14 protein-coding genes are annotated in these 16038 nt (G+C 57.5%); 6 read left to right on the forward strand and 8 right to left on the reverse strand.

The features are described from left to right. The first annotated feature begins 9 nt into the window (after positions 1-9). The 3 genes from Abci_RS10570 (at position 10) to pgm (ending at position 2970) form a co-directional block, all read left to right on the forward strand. On the forward strand, positions 10-669 hold the full coding sequence (locus Abci_RS10570; RefSeq protein ID WP_048839088.1) for a peroxiredoxin: 660 nt from the start codon (positions 10-12) through the stop codon (positions 667-669). Beyond that, positions 666-1088 carry an ArsR/SmtB family transcription factor gene (locus Abci_RS10575; RefSeq protein ID WP_048839089.1) on the forward strand — a complete coding sequence of 141 codons (423 nt, stop codon included), beginning with the start codon at positions 666-668 and terminating at the stop codon, positions 1086-1088. The genes Abci_RS10570 and Abci_RS10575 overlap by 4 nt, the downstream gene beginning before the upstream one ends. Positions 1089-1323: 235 nt before the next feature. Next, positions 1324-2970, forward strand: coding sequence for a phosphoglucomutase (alpha-D-glucose-1,6-bisphosphate-dependent) (pgm, locus tag Abci_RS10580; protein ID WP_048839090.1), 1647 nt, complete (start codon positions 1324-1326; stop codon positions 2968-2970). A gap of 542 nt (positions 2971-3512) precedes the next feature. Here the strand turns inward: pgm and holA are convergent. The 7 genes from holA to Abci_RS10615 form a co-directional block, all read right to left on the reverse strand. After that, a complete protein-coding gene (gene holA, locus Abci_RS10585; protein ID WP_048839091.1) occupies positions 3513-4529 on the reverse strand; it encodes a DNA polymerase III subunit delta in 1017 nt (338 codons plus the stop codon). 61 nt (positions 4530-4590) lie between these two features. After that, a complete protein-coding gene (locus Abci_RS10590; protein WP_048839092.1) occupies positions 4591-5295 on the reverse strand; it encodes a lipoprotein in 705 nt (234 codons plus the stop codon). Then, on the reverse strand, positions 5295-7934 hold the full coding sequence (leuS, locus tag Abci_RS10595) for a leucine--tRNA ligase (RefSeq protein WP_048839093.1): 2640 nt from the start codon (positions 7932-7934) through the stop codon (positions 5295-5297). The genes Abci_RS10590 and leuS overlap by 1 nt, the downstream gene beginning before the upstream one ends. A 55-nt stretch (positions 7935-7989) precedes the next feature. Further along, positions 7990-8529 (reverse strand): DUF3576 domain-containing protein, encoded by a 540-nt coding sequence (locus Abci_RS10600; RefSeq protein ID WP_084597619.1) that lies wholly within the window; start codon positions 8527-8529, stop codon positions 7990-7992. A 171-nt stretch (positions 8530-8700) separates the two neighbouring features. Continuing rightward, positions 8701-9798: a lytic transglycosylase domain-containing protein gene (locus Abci_RS10605; protein WP_048839094.1), complete on the reverse strand. Its 1098-nt coding sequence runs from the start codon at positions 9796-9798 to the stop codon at positions 8701-8703. 75 nt (positions 9799-9873) lie between these two features. Then, positions 9874-10137 carry a hypothetical protein gene (locus Abci_RS10610; protein ID WP_052944818.1) on the reverse strand — a complete coding sequence of 88 codons (264 nt, stop codon included), beginning with the start codon at positions 10135-10137 and terminating at the stop codon, positions 9874-9876. Between the two features lie 102 nt (positions 10138-10239). Continuing rightward, a complete protein-coding gene (locus Abci_RS10615) occupies positions 10240-10803 on the reverse strand; it encodes a DUF721 domain-containing protein (RefSeq protein ID WP_048839095.1) in 564 nt (187 codons plus the stop codon). 10 nt (positions 10804-10813) lie between these two features. Here Abci_RS10615 and mutY point away from each other — a divergent pair, with 10 nt between their 5' ends. Both mutY and hemH read left to right on the forward strand, forming a co-directional pair. Continuing rightward, positions 10814-11878, forward strand: coding sequence for an A/G-specific adenine glycosylase (gene mutY / locus Abci_RS10620; protein ID WP_048839096.1), 1065 nt, complete (start codon positions 10814-10816; stop codon positions 11876-11878). A 101-nt stretch (positions 11879-11979) separates the two neighbouring features. Further along, positions 11980-13017: a ferrochelatase gene (hemH, locus tag Abci_RS10625; protein ID WP_048839182.1), complete on the forward strand. Its 1038-nt coding sequence runs from the start codon at positions 11980-11982 to the stop codon at positions 13015-13017. A gap of 39 nt (positions 13018-13056) precedes the next feature. Here hemH and nth read toward each other — a convergent pair whose 3' ends face one another. Further along, positions 13057-13725 carry an endonuclease III gene (gene nth, locus Abci_RS10630; RefSeq protein ID WP_048839183.1) on the reverse strand — a complete coding sequence of 223 codons (669 nt, stop codon included), beginning with the start codon at positions 13723-13725 and terminating at the stop codon, positions 13057-13059. A 319-nt stretch (positions 13726-14044) separates the two neighbouring features. Here nth and Abci_RS10635 point away from each other — a divergent pair, with 319 nt between their 5' ends. Then, positions 14045-15844: an ABC transporter ATP-binding protein gene (locus tag Abci_RS10635; protein WP_048839097.1), complete on the forward strand. Its 1800-nt coding sequence runs from the start codon at positions 14045-14047 to the stop codon at positions 15842-15844. The last annotated feature ends 194 nt before the right edge of the window (positions 15845-16038 follow it).

Raw genomic sequence — 16038 nt, forward strand, 5'->3', positions numbered from 1 at the left:
GAACGCTTTATGAGCGACAGTAATTTGGACTCCTGCCCCCTTTATCACTCGCGGGCCATTCTGCAGATTGGTGACTCCGCGCCAGATTTTATGGCACGCACCACACATGGTGACCTGACTTTCAGTGCTTTACAGGGGCACTGGGTTCTGCTGTTTGCGCATCCGGCTGATTTTACACCGGTCTGCACAAGTGAGTTCATAGCCCTTGCGCGTGCTGAGCCGCAGTTCAGAGCTTTGAATTGCGCTCTTGTCGGGGTGTCTGTTGATAGTCTGCCGTCTCATCTGGCGTGGGTGGAAGCTATCCGGACACAGTTTGGTGTGACCATTCCCTTCCCGATTGTGGAAGACCCTTCCATGTCTATTGCCCGTGCTTACGGTATGCTGGACATGACGGCCCAAAGCAGCGTGACGGTACGTGCTGTGTATGTCATTGACCCTGACGGCATTGTGCAGGCCATTAGCTGGTACCCCCCAACCGTTGGACGCTCCGTGCAGGAGTTGTTGCGTCTGGTTCAGGCTCTTCAGCGCGTGGCGCAGGATGGGGTCATGACTCCTGAAGGCTGGCAGGTGGGACAACCCGTTATAGCCCCCATTCAACAGACACAGCAGGCCGTGGCAGCCGCTGGTCCTGCATGGTTTATGGATTTGTCACAGGGGTCTAAGGCATGACCCCGCTTTCACTTGAGGAAGCAAAACAGCTTGTTGAGCGCCTGAAGCTTTTTGCGCAGCCACAGCGTTTGATTATTGTGGATGCCCTGTTGCGTGGACCGCTTGCCGTGAGTGAGCTGGAAGCCAAAACCGGCATTGGCCAGCCAACACTCAGCCAGCAGCTTGGCACATTACGCCGCGCTGACATTATTGCGCCACGGCGCGAATCTCGCGCCATTTATTATAGCCTGACAAATGAAGAAGAGGTCTTGCGCGCCCGCGCTTTGATCGGTCTTTTACGTGAGGACAAGGCCGCTATTCCGTTAGCGCAGCGCATGGCCGAACAACGGGCGGCTGTTTCGTCCCCCTCTAAAAAACAGGTTGAGAGTGGGGCGCAGTTTGCCTTTATTCGCCGACCCCCACAGGCTAGCGAAGCCTGAGAGAGGCACGCTGGTGCAGGCCTGGAACACCAGCCGTAAAACTCCCAGCACCCTAAAGAATTCTACAGTATGCCATTGGAAATATGGCACCACTATGCTGCCTTTGTTTGTAAAATTTTTTCGTTCTGCAAAATAATATTTCCTGCCCATGCAGGGCTAGACCCGCTGCACGAGACGGTGTTTGGTAGTGTGACAACATGAACACCCCTTAAAACGGTGAGGAGCAGACACACGCATGGCAAACATCAGCCCATTGGCAGGACATAAGCTACCCGCAGCAGATCTGGCCGATATTCCCGCTCTTCTGTCAGCGTATTATGACCGCAAACCGGACCCTGCCATTGCAACCCAGCGTGTGGCGTTTGGAACATCGGGTCACCGTGGTTCACCGTTGCATACCAGCTTTAATGAAAACCATATTCTGGCAATCTGTGAGGCTATTGCCCGCTACCGCAAGGCGGAAGGCATTGATGGCCCGCTTTTTCTGGGCATAGATAGCCATGCCGTATCAGCGCCTGCTCAGCGGAGCGCGCTGGAGGTTCTGGCGGCGCACGGCATTTCTGTGCACATTGACCAGGCAGACGGTTACACCCCAACGCCTGTGATCTCTCATGCTATTCTGACGTATAATAAAGGCCGTACCACGGGTCTTGCTGATGGTATTGTGGTCACACCCTCTCACAATCCACCCATTGATGGCGGGTTTAAATACAATCCGTCCCATGGTGGCCCGGCCGATACAGCTATTACAAAAGCCATTCAGGACATGGCGAACGGATTTCTGGCTGATGGGCTGAAAGACGTAAAACGCCTGAGTTATGAAGAGGCGATCAAACAGCCCTGCATTACCAAATATGACTTTGTGACGCCGTATGTGGCGGACCTTGAGTCTGTTATTGATATGGCCGCTATTCGGGACGCAAAAGTCCGGATTGGCATTGATCCGCTCGGTGGTGCCGCAGTGGATTACTGGCAGCGGATTGTTGACCATTATGGTCTGAACGCCACCATTGTCAGCAATGAAGTTGATCCGCAGTTTGGCTTTATGACGGCTGACTGGGATGGCCAGATCCGTATGGATTGCTCTTCCCCCTATGCCATGGCGCGGCTGATTAATCTGGGTTCAGAATTTAATGTCGCTTTTGCGAATGACACGGATGCAGACCGTCATGGCATTGTGGCGCAACCTGATGGGCTGTTGAACCCTAACCATTATCTGGCTGTTGCAATTTCCTACCTGTACCAGAATCGCCCGCAGTGGAGCAAAGATCTGGGGATTGGCAAAACACTGGTGAGCAGCAGCCTGATAGACCGTGTTGCGGCAGAGCTGGGCCGTAAACTGGTTGAGGTTCCGGTTGGGCTGAAGTGGTTTGTGCCCGGCCTTATGGATGGATCACTGGGTTTTGGCGGTGAGGAAAGTGCAGGGGCCACCTTCTTGCGGCGTGATGGCACGGTTTGGACAACAGATAAGGACGGCTTGATCCTGAGTCTTCTTGCTGCGGAAATTACAGCCAAAACAGGTAAAAACCCGAGCCAGCATTACCACGAGATCAGTGCGCGGTTGGGCACACCCTACTATCAGCGCATAGATGCTGCGGCTACGCCGGACCAGAAAGCAAAGCTTTCCAAGCTGTCTCCCGAGCAATATCCAGGGGATACGCTGGCGGGTGAGGCTATTACAGCCAAGCTGACCAAGGCTCCCGGCAATGGGGCAGCGATTGGTGGCCTGAAAGTGACCACACAAGATGGTTGGTTTGCGGCCCGTCCGTCCGGCACGGAAGATGTGTACAAGATTTATGCGGAAAGCTTTAAAGGCCCTGAACATTTGAAAGAAATTCAGGAAGAGGCACAGGCAGTTATTAGCAAGGTTCTGTCTGCTTAAGCTCGTAAATTTGCGCCCTCACGGCTTTTGCTGTGGGGGTACGCAACTAAGAGAAAAATTATGAATACCTGGCCCCCGTTACAAAGGGCAGGGCGATTTTCTGAGAGTAGCACCGAAGCTTTACTTGGCTAAAAGCAGAACTCTCACAGTAAAAAATCATGTAATTTTTGGTGTGATGAGGTGGTGTCCGCGACGGGATTCGAACCCATGGCCCCAGGATTCATACCACTTCGGTTTTCACCGCCCCGCCTTTGCATATGCAAAAGCGTGTTCGTGGTCTGGACTGTCCCTTTGCCCTAGACCGTATGGTCCTTAGGCATCGCCCATCCAGTCTCTACACCTTCCGGCCTTTTCAGGCGCGGCTTGGCTCGGGATTGGCACGACCCAAGAGGGTCAGAGCGTTCCCCGACTTTGAGCGAATACACCATGGGGTTTCCCGTCATGGCGCCCAATTACATTAGGAATCCTGTGCTCTATCCTGCTGAGCTACGCGGACACACCGGCCCTGCTTATACCAGACAGGTCTGTCCCGGCAAGAGCGCTTAATACCGCCGCGCTGCACGCGCCGCTTTGGCGCAGAGAGTGGCAACATGGCGCTTGCATAACAGCTCGTCTGGCGCACCAGTCTGCTTGCAGGCCAATTCAAGCGCCTGCGTCTCTTGTAGGGCTTCTGTTAGCGCTGCGAGTGACCAGAGGTCCAGCGCACGGTTAAACCCTGCGGTCCGTTTAAAGAACACAGGGGGGCGGAGTGCTTTTACAGCCTCCGTCCGGCTTTCTCCATCAGCCATGGCCGCCCGCACACGGCGCAGACGGTGTAAATGGCTGAGAAAAGCCCGGGCAATGGTAATGGGGCTGGTACCCTCAGCCAAGGCTCGCTCTATGGCCAGGTCAGCATCGGCTCTGCGTCCTTCCGTTGCCGCAAAGGCGGCATCTTCTATGGATACGCTGCCAGCATCTCCAATGCAGGCTCGTGCATCATCCAGTGTCAGGGTTCCGGTGTCTCCGGCATAGAGCGCCAGTTTTTCAACTTCGCTGCGTGCAGCCCCTCGGTCTGACCCCAAACGCCCTGTCAGCCAATGCAGAGCATCCTGCTCTATACGAACATGATGTGCGGTCAGCATTTGGGTAATAGTGCCCTCCAGCGTGCGCCCTTCTTCCGGGTAACATCCTACGCTTGCGCAATCCTGCCGTTTTTCAAGCAGGGCACGTAGCTTTGAGCGCGAAGGAAGGCTTGGCGCTTCCAGAATAACCAAAGTGTCTGTCGGGGCGTCGAGCAGAGTTGTTACGGCTTTGAGTAAGCTGTCAGACGCGTCCCGCACACGCACGACGCGCCGCCCGCCCATGAGGGAGAGGGCCGTGGCTTCTTCTTCCAGCCTGTCGTGTGTTTCCTTGTCCAAAACGGCAACGCGGAACGGGTCATCGGTGGAACCGGCAATCTGGCGTGTGGCATCCTGCGCCCGTTCACGGATCAGGCCAGTGTCTTCCCCATGCAGCAGAATGACGTGCCATGCTCCGGGGTCTTTCGTGACACGGGGGAGGGAGCGTGCGTCAATTTTCATGGTTCAGCCCAAAGTTTCATGCAGGGTTCTGGCGTAACCCTGCAATGGTGCATCCTGACAGTTACAGAGCGCCAGCGCTTGGTGCGCCGCGCCCTGTCGCCATGTCGGGAATAGCGTCTGCACCTTCTTCTTCCATCGGGGACTGCTTCTCGGAATCAGGCATGGCGTTGGGGGTTGGGTAGTAGGTTTTTGGCCCTTGTGCACGCTTGACAGAGGGGGCGGCGTGGGTGCGGAACCACGTGGCAACCTGCTGTGTTACCTGCTCGGCTAAGGCTTGCGTAACACGGGCAGTTGCCGTCTCGCTATTTAAAGTCTGTGCAAAATATTGTTCGTACAGGGAGCTGTAGCCGTCCATGCTACTGGCATCGCCCTCTGCCAAGAGTTTGGGATTTTGCTCAACAGTGTAAAGCTGCCAATGGGCATGAGCATTGATACGGATACGGCCTGCGGTGTTGTCCGCATGAATATCAATGACTTCCTGCCCAATACTGGGCTGGGCATACAGAGTGTAGCCTCCAGGGTTTTCGGGGCCGTCCCCTGCCATATTCTGCTGAAGCGCCAGGCGCATTAACTGGCCTGTGCGTTCAGGAATGTTGGCGACATAAACCTGCTTCAGTTCGTCTTCCACCGGCACGGTATTCTTGGCACCCTGCGTACCATAGAGCGGCTGAAACCCGCAGCCACTCAGGGCTACAGGCAGCGTCAGCAGCGGCAGGACTGTAAGAGAACGGGCCAGAGCAGCGCGAAAAGAGCGGGAGTGGGACATCAGCCTGCCGTTACAAAGTTAACAATTCGGTTAGGCACATGGACCCGTTTGACAATCCGTTTGCCTTCCAGCAACCGGGCCACATTGGGCTCGGCCTCGGCACGGGCCACTACGGCATCCTTGTCTTCATCCGGAGCCGCTTCAATCGTACCGCGCAGCTTACCCATGATCTGCACGGCAATGGTGACTTGCGTTGCTGCCAGCAGGGAAGGCTCTGCTTCCGGCCAGGGCTGCTGAACAACCATGGGCGCGTCCGGCTCAAGCTGGGAGAACATTTCTTCTGCCAGATGCGGCATCATGGGGGCGGACAGCAGGCACAGGGTACGGGCTGCCTCACGGCGGGCAAAAGCCATGCCTGTGGCGTCAGCCGTTTTTTCTGCGTCCGCCAGAGCGGATGTCAGTTCATGCAGGCGGGCAACAGCCACATTGATGGCAAAGCTTTCCAGTGCTTCCGTAACGGCGGCAATGGTGCGGTGGGTTGCGCGACGCAGGGCATCTGCCTGCGCGGCAATGTCAGCGGGGCAGGCGTCTTGCGCGGGAACGGTTTCTGCGACCGTACGGACCAGACGGAAAAGGCGTTGTGCAAAACGGGCTGCCCCGGCAACGCCTGCTTCTGTCCATTCCATGTCGCGTTCCGGCGGGCTGTCTGAAAGAACGAACCATCGGGCCGTATCAGCACCAAAGCGCTCAATAATGGCCACCGGGGCCACAGTATTACGCTTGGATTTGGACATTTTCTCTACACGCCCAACGGTGACGGGTTCATCCGTCCCACGTTTGGTGGCTGTGTCACCCTTACGCTCTACTTCTTCCGGATAGAGCCAGTTGCCTGAAGCATCCTTATAGCTTTCATGGCTGACCATGCCTTGCGTAAACAGACCGGCAAACGGTTCACTTACGTTCAGGTGGCCAGTTTTCTGCATGGCTTTGGTGAAGAAGCGCGCATAGAGCAGGTGCAGAATGGCATGTTCAATGCCGCCAATATACTGGTCTACAGCCAGCCAGCCATCTGCGGCATCCCGCACGGTGGGGGTGTCCGCTTTTGGTGCTGTAAAGCGGGCAAAATACCATGAGCTATCGACAAATGTGTCAAACGTGTCGGTCTCACGCGTAGCGGGTTTGCCGCATTTGGGGCAGTCAACATGTTTCCATGTGGGGTGGTGGTCCAGCGGGTTGCCCGGCTTATCAAACGTGACATCTTCCGGCAGTTTGACCGGTAGCTGTGCGTCTGGCACGGGCACTGCACCGCACTCTTCACAATGAATAACCGGAATAGGGCAGCCCCAGTACCGCTGGCGGGAAACACCCCAGTCACGCAGGCGCCAGTTGGTCACTCCTTTGCCAACGCCCAGCCCTTCAAGGCGGGCAATGGCTTCACGGCGCGCTTCCTCCGTGCTCAACCCATCCAGAAAGCCTGAATTGATCATGGTGCCATCACCGGTAAAGGCGTTTTTGGTAATGGCGAAGTCTGCGGCATCTTTACCCGGTGGCAGCACCACAGGGGTTACCGGCAGAGAATATTTGTGTGCGAAATCAAGATCGCGCTGATCCCCGGATGGGCAGCCAAACAGCGCGCCTGTGCCGTAATCCATCAGCACAAAATTGGCGATCCAGATTGGAAAGCTTTTATCCAGGAACGGATGGTTGACGCGCAGGCCCGTATCAAAGCCGCGTTTTTCAGCCGTTTCCACGGCTTCCACGGATGTGCCCAGGCGGCGGCATTCTGCAATAAAGTCTGCGGCCTGAGCATTCTGCTGCCCGACCCATGCTGCCAGCGGGTGATCTGGGGCAATGGCAAGGAAAGACATGCCAAACAGGGTGTCTGGTCGTGTGGTAAAAACCTCAAGCGCGTTAAGGTTGGTGTCCAGCCCAGCAGGAGGCTGATGAAGGGAGAACGTGACATGCGCCCCTTCTGAGCGGCCAATCCAGCGTTCCTGCATGGTGCGGACACGGTCTGGCCAGCGGTCAAGGCTCTTCAGGCCATCTAGCAGGTCTTCTGCAAAATCGGTGATTTTCAGAAACCACTGAGAGAGTTTCTTCTTCTCAATTGGCGCGCCTGAGCGCCAACCGCAGCCATCTACAACCTGTTCGTTCGCCAGAACGGTCTGGTCCACCGGGTCCCAGTTGACCCAGCTTTCCCGGCGTTCCACCAACCCTGCCTGCATGAAGTCCAGAAACAGCTTCTGCTGCTTGCCGTAATAGTCTGGCAGGCAGGTGGCAATTTCACGGTCCCAGTTCAGGGAGAACCCGAGGCGCTGGAGCGTGGTGCGCATGGCCGCAATATTGTTGAGCGTCCATTCCTGCGGGTGAACGCCGCGCTCACGTGCGGCATTTTCTGCGGGAAGGCCAAAGGCATCCCACCCCATAGGATGAAGAACGGCGTAGCCACGGGCGCGCTTGTAGCGGGCAACCACGTCCCCCAGAGCATAATTGCGGACATGGCCCATGTGCAACTGGCCGGAGGGGTAGGGGAACATCTCCAGTACATAATATTTGGGGCGGTCAGCCGGGGGAACATCCGGCACGGTAAAGACACTTGCCTGGTCCCACGCCTTCTGCCAGCGGGGTTCGACAGAATCGAAATCGTAAGATGTGGCAGAAGGAGCCGCTGTGGCTGGTGTGTTGGCAGGCTGTGTCATGGAACTCGTACAAATGAAGAGAGAGAATTAGGGAGCGCTGAAAAACCGGGCTGGATTAGTTGTCCCGGTTGCCGTTGTCAGCGCGCAGCTTGCGGGCGCGGGACAGGATGCGTGCCCCAATGTCAGACGCCGTATTGCCTGCGGCTGGTGTGTCGACCCACTCCGTCCCCTGTTTGACCTGCCGGAAAACGGACAGGCGCAGGGCGTCTGACCGCAGGCGGCGGTCAATAATGAAGGCGGTAATCTTGAAGCGTTCATCATGTGCTGCGGGCGGCGTGTACCAGTCCGTCAGGATAATGCCGCCCTCGGCATCCGCTGTGGCAACGGGCATGAAGGAGATGGTGTCCAGCGTGGCGCGCCAGAGATACGCGTTGACCCCGCCTTTCAGCTTATCCTCACCGCCTGAGGCACCGCGGTCTTCTGCCATAAGGTGGTTGCGTGGGGCTGTGAGGTCACCCACAGATTTGGGAGAGCTTGAGCAGGCGGACAAAGCGGCCAGACCCAGCAGGGCTGCGGTGGGAAGCCAGGACGTGCCGCGCAGTGACTGTGCGGCAGAACCGGAGGCGGAACGGCAGGGCATAAGACGACGTGGCATAATGTCGGTACGGCTCCTTCGGCGCGGGGCGTCGATATTTCCAGTCCTGCCTTTAGTCTGTTTTCAGGCCAGGCACCGGTTCGTGGTCACAGGGGTCTTGCCTGCCTTCATATCGTGTCGGGGCAGTCCCGCCAAGCGTCTGCGTGCGTAAGGCGTATAAGCGTGGTCTGGTTATGGGTTTGTGACCGGAACACAGGGTACGCCCTGCTGCCGCAGGCTTGTGCAGATTGTGCCGGTTTGCTCGGGCGGAAGCCCCGCAAGGCGGGTGCGCCAGACAGGGTGCGCAGCCCCGGCAGGGGAGATCAGATCAATCTGGCTGACGGCGTTTGCGAGCGCTGTAGAGCTTTGGCGGGCTAGTGCCGTGGCATGCAGGGCGCGGTCCTGTGTGGAGAATGCGCCAATCTGAATACTGGCGGCATAGGTTGCGGCATTATCCTGCCGCCATATGGCCGCAGCCGCGGGGGCGGCATAAGCGGGTGCTGCCGTAGCGGGCTGCGCATAGCTTGTAGCAGGTGCGGGTGTATCACCCGAGGAAACAGCAATGGCACCATCCGCTCCATTATAGGGCGCGGGTGCCGCAATGCTGTCATCAGGCAAAGGAGGCGCTGTGCCTGTTGCGTAGTGCGGTGTGGACGCCGGAACAGCGGTTTCCGCCACAACCCGGACCGGAGGCGTGGGCGCTGGCGCATACGCAATCTGGGTAGGTTGCAGCAGGGCGGGCACGGGGTCATTGAGGTGCGGTTTGATAGCTGCCATGTAGGTCTTGGCATAGTCCGGCAGGGCAGTGCCACGCGTCCTGTGGTTTTCTGCGCATTGAGGGCCGCAGTTATAGGCTGCCAGAAATTGCGGAGACCCGAAACGGTCATACAGTTCACGAATATAACCGCTGCCCGCCATAATATTATCGTGCGGGTCATACGGGTCTGAGCCCAGACTGTAGCGTTGCGCCAGCTCGTAATATGTTGCGGGTTTTATTTGCATAAGCCCCACAGCGCCATGAACCGAGCGCACTTTACGGCCCCGAATATACTGATGACCGCCAGATTCCTGCTGCATGACAGCGCGGATCCAGGATTGTGGGATTGAAAACCGATTAGAGGCTTCCTGAATGTAGCTGCTCCACTGGTTGACGCTGGAGCCCGCCACTGGTGTGCGCATAACCGGTTGGCTTGCACAGGCAGATAAAGCTGCCAGCCCAGCCACCGAGAGCACGGTCACAACACGGGGCATACCCCGGATGGCGCGCTGTTTTTCACACACAGTTTTCATGGAGCTGTAATCTGCCCGCGTTGGCGGCGGGATGCAATCTGCGAGGCAGGAGGATTACACTCCTGCCCGGCATTTTTAGCAGGATTTATGACGTGGGAGTTGCGGGCTGCCGCTCACGCTTTGTGCAATATCCTGCATCAGGTCCGGGTTGGTGCGCCGTATCTGCCCGGCACGCAGAATGCTGGCGGCGGAGGCACCTGTGCCGCCAGAGGCCCATTGCTCCATGAACTGTAGGTCCGACAGGCTGGTGGCCCCATGCTGGCGCAGGGCGCGGTGGGCTGCAAGGCTGCATAAAGTGGGGCGAAGTTTAGTGGTCTGCATGGCTGAAAAACGATTCATGGTTCTAAGTCTGTGAATAACGCGCAAACCTAGAGCATTACGAATATGTCATTTTCAAGGGCGTTTGATAACACTTTCTATTGATGCCCTGTACGCCGGGCCTTAACGCTTCTGTTTTTCCTGCAAAATGCGTGCGCCCAAGGACTCCAGGGCAGCTCGTAGCGGGCTCTCTTCCATATCTGGCACAACACAGCTTGGTGCGGGCCGCAGGCTTTTCCGGCGGGAGGACGTGGTCAGACGAACTCCGGCCTGGGGGTCCTGCACAAAACGGAGTCGGGTGACCAGAGTATGGCCGCACCAGGTGTTGATACGGGCTATAAGTGTGCTGCTGAGATGCTGTAATTCCATGGCAACCGGCCCAGCGCAGGCAATGGTCAAGGTGCCAGCGCTCAGTTTGCTGGGCGTGGTTACGGCGGCATGGGCAGGCCCCATAATATCCGCCCAATCGGTAAAGACCTGAACACTGGCCGGGGAGCGGCGGCGGAAAGCTGGCGCTGTCACGGCTGGCAGCAGGGACGCAAGGCTGCGCGCGGCAAATGCCCGTTTGGGGGGCGGGGACGGCGGTTCAGTCTTGCTGCGGGCAGGGCGTGTAGGGGTGGCAGGTTTGGCACGCGGGGTGGTGCGCGCAGTCTGACCCATCTTGCCGGGGGCACTCTCCTTCGTCATAACGTCCTCCGTGACACTCCCATCTGCCCACCTCCTGCTTGATTGGTATGACCGCCACCGGCGTGTGCTGCCGTGGCGTTCCGGCCCTGACCAGAGCGCAGACCCTTACCATGTCTGGCTTAGTGAAATTATGCTCCAGCAGACAACGGTTAAAGCGGTTGGTCCGTATTATCATCGTTTTCTGGAGAAATTTCCAACAGTTAACGCATTGGCGGCTGCGGAACGCGATGATGTTCTGGCTGCATGGGCGGGGCTTGGCTATTACTCCCGTGCTCGCAACCTGCATGCCTGTGCGCAGCAGGTGGTACAGTTAGGGGGCTTTCCCCGGACTGTGGAGGGTTTGCGCGCTCTGCCGGGCATAGGGGCTTATACAGCCGCCGCAGTGGCGGCCATTGCGTTTGGTGTGCCTGTTGTGCCGGTGGATGGAAATGTGGAGCGCATTACCGCCCGCCTTTTTGCCGTGCAGGAGCCTCTTCCAGCAGCCCGTAAGGCCTTGGGCCAACTGGGTGCAAGTCTGAATGCGGATAAAGAGGCCAAGGCCCGCCCGTCCGATTTTGCACAGGCGTTATTTGATCTGGGTGCGTCGCTCTGCTCGCCCCGCTCTCCCGCCTGCGGGTTGTGCCCGTGGCAGTCAGGGTGTGCCGGGTATAAAGCAGGGCTGGCGGAAACCCTGCCACGCCGCGCCCCCAAAGCAGAAAAGCCCGTGCGCTACGGGGTGCATTTTCTGGTTATGGATGAAGCGGGTTCGGTCCTGCTGCGTAAAAGGCCAGAGACAGGCCTCCTTGCCGCCATGACAGAACTGCCGGGAACAGAATGGCGCAGTGCCCCGTGGTCTGAGGCTGAAGCTCTTGAGCACGCACCCCTTAAAGCAGACTGGCTGCTATGTGGTGATGTGCGCCATGTTTTTACGCATTTTACGCTGGAAGTCAGTATTTACGCAGTAAAGGTCAAACGGTTTTCAAACCTGATTGCCCAGATCGGCTTTCTGACGTCCGTTGATGCAGTGGAAACACTGTCGCTGCCATCGGTTATGGTCAAATGTTTCAGGTCGGGTTTGAAAACCCTTGGCGAGTGAACACGTTCTCTTTGCGTCTCGCACGGCACGGCGTTTGCTGACTGCGCTTATATAACCCGGCACAACAGGCAGGTATGCGCCGGGTTTTAGAAAGGTTTTTTATGGTTTTTCATTATATTCCGCCGCGTAAACGCCCAGACGGAGCCGCCCGCATTGCCAGCCGCCCCGGTATCTTGCTGCTGAACCTTGGAACACCGGATGATACCGGATACCGGTCAGTGCGGCGGTATTTGTCGGAATTTTTGTCCGACCGGAGGGTTATAGAAGGCTCACCCGTGCTGTGGCAGCCCATTTTGCAGGGCATTGTGCTGACAGTCCGGCCCGGCAAAAGTGGCAAAGCCTATGAGCGGATATGGGATAAAGCGCGGAACGAGAGCCCCTTGCGCGGCTATACCCGCAGCCAGTCAGAAGCACTGGCCCAGCGCTTTGCGGCTGAGGATGTACCGGTTACCTGGGCCATGCGGTACGGCAAGCCATCGGTCGCTGTGGGGCTGAAGGAACTTATGGAGCACGGGTGTGACCGTATTCTGGTCATGCCACTGTACCCGCAATATAGCGCTACCACCACCGCTACCGCCAATGACCAGTTGTTCCGGGTGCTTATGAAAGTGCGGAACCAGCCTGCTATCCGTACTCTGCCAGCCTTTCCGGATCATCCTGCTTATATAGACGCCTTGGCGGCGTCCATTCAGGATGGTGTGGCGCACCTGCCCACCCCTCCGCAGATGATTGTGGTGTCCTTCCACGGTTTGCCACAGGAGTATGTTGATAAAGGGGACAGCTATCAGGCGGACTGCATCCGCACCATGGAGGCACTTCGTGCTAAACTGGGCATGACGGCAGAAACATTGGTTCTGACCTTCCAGTCCCGTTTTGGGCCGACCAAGTGGCTGGAGCCTTATACCGCTCCGTTTGTGGAAGCCCTGCCGGAAAAAGGCGTGAAAAACATTGCCGTCATTACGCCTGGCTTTATGGCGGACTGTATTGAGACGCTGGACGAAATAGGGAACGAGGTACGGGATGAGTTTCTGGCAAAAGGGGGAGAGACCTTTACCCTGATCCCGTGCCTGAATGACAGTCCTGCCTGCATAGACCTGCTGGAGCAACTTGCCCGGCAGGAACTCTCTGGCTGGTTATAAGGGTGCGCCCCCTCGGGCGGACAGGCTCGTAGGCGACAGTCAGACTGACGTGCCGCGGGGTGGCTTGATAACAGGCCGCTCCGTTTTTGCGGGAAAAAGGCAGGGAGCCATGGCCGCACAGCGCCAGCATTCCGGCTTGCGGGCTTTACAAACGTAGCGGCCCTGTAAAATCAGCCAGTGGTGAGAATCCCTTATCATGTCTTTGGGAATGCGCCGTTCGAGCGCGGCTTCCACAGCTTCCACCGTCTTGCCACGGCCCAGCCCCGTCCGGTTGGCCAGCCGGAAGACATGGGTATCCACCGGCACCGTGGGCTGATTGAACGCAACATTCAAAACCACATTGGCGGTTTTACGGCCCACGCCAGCAAGGGCTTCCAGTTCTTCCCGTGTGCCGGGCACTGTGCCGCCATGCCGTTCCAGCAATTGGCGGGAGAGCGTTACCACGTTCTTTGCCTTGTTCCGCCATAGCCCGATGGTGCGTATAAGCGCGCCAACGCCCTCATCCCCCAAAGCGGCCATGGCTGCGGGTGTAGGGGCCGCAGCAAACAGGGCAGGCGTTACTTTATTAACCGAAGCATCCGTTGCCTGAGCAGAGAGAACAACGGCAACTAATAAGGTAAAAGGTGAGGAGTAATGTAACTCTGTTTTCGCATCAGGCCAGGCCTGCGCAAGATCTTTGAGGAAAGCCCGAATTTCTTCCGGCTTCATGTCGCGCGGTGCCTGTGTTGCCGGCACGGTTTTGGGTGCTGTGGCCTTGGCGGCTTTGGTCGCTTTAGACGGCGCACGTTTAGCCGTAGCTTTTGGGGCTGCCGTGCTGGCGGCGGAAGTTTTACGGGTGCGAGTAGGGCGGGGGGCATCAACCATGGGGGTCTTGTATCCCGTTTGCGCAAGCGGCGTCTATGCTGCGGCAGGCGGGGTAACGTGTTTGCCAAAAAAAACGAGGCAAGATACAGTCGCAAATCCGTTTTAGCCGTTCAGGCTTCCTCAGCGCCTGCTGAGCGATGATTGTTTTTTTCGGAATCTCCTCATGAATACGTCCTCTTCCGATGCGCAAACTGCCGCACGGAGGCAAAATCTGTTTGTCGATGTCCTCAAATTTGTCATGCGGCGGTGGCTGGATTTTCCAGTCCCGCTCTGGATTACGGTGGCGGGCGTCATGTTCGCTACGGTGCTGGACGTGCTTATGCCAGTGCTGGCGGGGCGCCTGGTGTCAGACGTGGCTGTGCCTGCCACCCAGTCCAGCCGCACGCAGGATGCGGTGTGGATGCTTGTGGCTATGGCGGCATGTGGTGTGGGCAACGTACTGGGCAAACGGGCCGCGTATCTGGGCATTACGCACCTGACCACGCGGGTTATGCATAAAATTGCTGCACAGGCCTTTGCGCATGTGCAGCGCCTGTCAACGGACTGGCACGCCAATACATTCGCAGGCTCTACCGTCCGCCGTCTGACGCGCGGCATGTGGGCCGTGGACATGCTGGATGACACACTGTTGCTCATGCTGATCCCCGAAGTCTGCCTGCTGGTGCTGACAACGCTTGTTCTGGCATGGCACTGGCTGTTCATGGGGCTGCTCTTGGGTGTGCTGTCCGCTGTGTTTATTGCGGTCTCCATTACCCTGACGCTCCGCTACGTTGCACCTTCCGCACGGGAGTCCAACCAGTGGGATAGCCGCATGGGGGCCGCACTGGCGGATGCCGTAACCTGTAATGCCGTGGTCAAGGCCTTTGGTGCGGAAGAACGGGAAGAAAAGCGGCTGGAAGACGTTATCAGTGCATGGCGCAAGCATACCTGCCGCACATGGACGCGCGGCACCAATAGTGCAGGCGTTCAGAACCTTCTGGTCACCTTCATGCGGCTTGCGCTTGCCGGGGCTGCGGTCATGCTGTGGCTGTCCGGCGCGGCTGGCCCAGGTGATGTGGCCTATGTGCTGACCATGACTTTTCTGGTGCAGGGTTATTTGCGTGATATTGGGCAGCAGGTCTCTGTTGTGCAGCGCTCCGTGAATGAAATGGAGGAACTGCTTGTTCTGTGGCGCACGCCGCCGTCCGTTAAAGACCCGGTCAAACATCTACCCTTCAAGGCGCAGGAAGGTGAGATCCGGTTTGAGCATGTTAGCTTTCAGTATGCAGGCCAGACGCGCCATATCTTCTCTGACCTGAATGTCACCATTGCGGCAGGCAGCCGGGTTGGGCTGGTTGGGCCGTCCGGCTCCGGTAAATCCACCTTTACCAAGCTGTTGCAGAGGCTGTACGAACTGGATGGTGGCCGGATTGTCGTGGACGGTGTGGATATTGCCACCATTCAGCAATCCGCCCTGCGGGCCGAAATAGCGATTGTGCCGCAGGAGCCAATGCTGTTTCACCGCAGTCTGGCAGACAATATTGCCTATGGCAGCCCAAACGCCACGCAAGCCCAGATAGAAGAAGCGGCCAGACTGGCAAATGCGTCCGACTTCATTGACCGTCTGCCCGAAGGGTATGACACACTGGTAGGGGAGCGTGGGGTCAAGTTGTCTGGTGGTGAACGCCAGCGTGTGGCCATTGCCCGTGCTTTTCTGGCCAACACAGCTATTCTGGTCATGGATGAAGCAACCGCCAGCCTTGATTCCCAGTCCGAGGCATTGGTGCAGGAGGCCATGCAGCGTTTGATGGTGGGGCGTACGGTTATTGTAATTGCCCACCGTCTGGCTACCGTGGTGGACCTTGACCGTATTCTGGTTTTTGAACGCGGGCAGGTTGTGGAAGATGGGACCCATTCGGACCTGGTGCAGAAACCCGATGGCCTGTACCGGCGTTTATATGAACTTCAGTCCCTAGAGCAGTAAGAAGAGGGGCTGGCTACGTTACCCCCACCTGTTGCGGGGGTGACACAGTTTGTGTCTGATTTCAAACAGGCTGTATTTTTCCTAATGCCTCAGCGCACAAAGTAACATAACAATTAAACGATTGTTTGTTGTTGTTTGTGTTGGGAGCATCTCTCGTGCGTCAGCGTTCTGTTCTTGCAGCTGAGTTTTCTGCC

Origin of the sequence: Acetobacter cibinongensis, assembly GCF_000963925.1 — a bacterium.
GTDB classification, from domain to species: Bacteria; Pseudomonadota; Alphaproteobacteria; order Acetobacterales; family Acetobacteraceae; genus Acetobacter; species Acetobacter cibinongensis.

Excerpts from the sequence above, each read along its gene's own strand:
- Abci_RS10570 (WP_048839088.1), top strand. The coding sequence starts at position 10 with ATGAGCGACAGTAATTTGGACTCCTGCCCCCTTTATCACTCGCGGGCC.
- Abci_RS10575 (WP_048839089.1), top strand. The coding sequence starts at position 666 with ATGACCCCGCTTTCACTTGAGGAAGCAAAACAGCTTGTTGAGCGCCTG.
- pgm (WP_048839090.1), top strand. The coding sequence starts at position 1,324 with ATGGCAAACATCAGCCCATTGGCAGGACATAAGCTACCCGCAGCAGAT.
- holA (WP_048839091.1), bottom strand. The coding sequence starts at position 4,529 with ATGAAAATTGACGCACGCTCCCTCCCCCGTGTCACGAAAGACCCCGGA.
- Abci_RS10590 (WP_048839092.1), bottom strand. The coding sequence starts at position 5,295 with ATGTCCCACTCCCGCTCTTTTCGCGCTGCTCTGGCCCGTTCTCTTACA.
- leuS (WP_048839093.1), bottom strand. The coding sequence starts at position 7,934 with ATGACACAGCCTGCCAACACACCAGCCACAGCGGCTCCTTCTGCCACA.
- Abci_RS10600 (WP_084597619.1), bottom strand. The coding sequence starts at position 8,529 with ATGCCACGTCGTCTTATGCCCTGCCGTTCCGCCTCCGGTTCTGCCGCA.
- Abci_RS10605 (WP_048839094.1), bottom strand. The coding sequence starts at position 9,798 with ATGAAAACTGTGTGTGAAAAACAGCGCGCCATCCGGGGTATGCCCCGT.
- Abci_RS10610 (WP_052944818.1), bottom strand. The coding sequence starts at position 10,137 with ATGAATCGTTTTTCAGCCATGCAGACCACTAAACTTCGCCCCACTTTA.
- Abci_RS10615 (WP_048839095.1), bottom strand. The coding sequence starts at position 10,803 with ATGACGAAGGAGAGTGCCCCCGGCAAGATGGGTCAGACTGCGCGCACC.
- hemH (WP_048839182.1), top strand. The coding sequence starts at position 11,980 with ATGGTTTTTCATTATATTCCGCCGCGTAAACGCCCAGACGGAGCCGCC.
- nth (WP_048839183.1), bottom strand. The coding sequence starts at position 13,725 with ATGAAGCCGGAAGAAATTCGGGCTTTCCTCAAAGATCTTGCGCAGGCC.
- Abci_RS10635 (WP_048839097.1), top strand. The coding sequence starts at position 14,045 with ATGAATACGTCCTCTTCCGATGCGCAAACTGCCGCACGGAGGCAAAAT.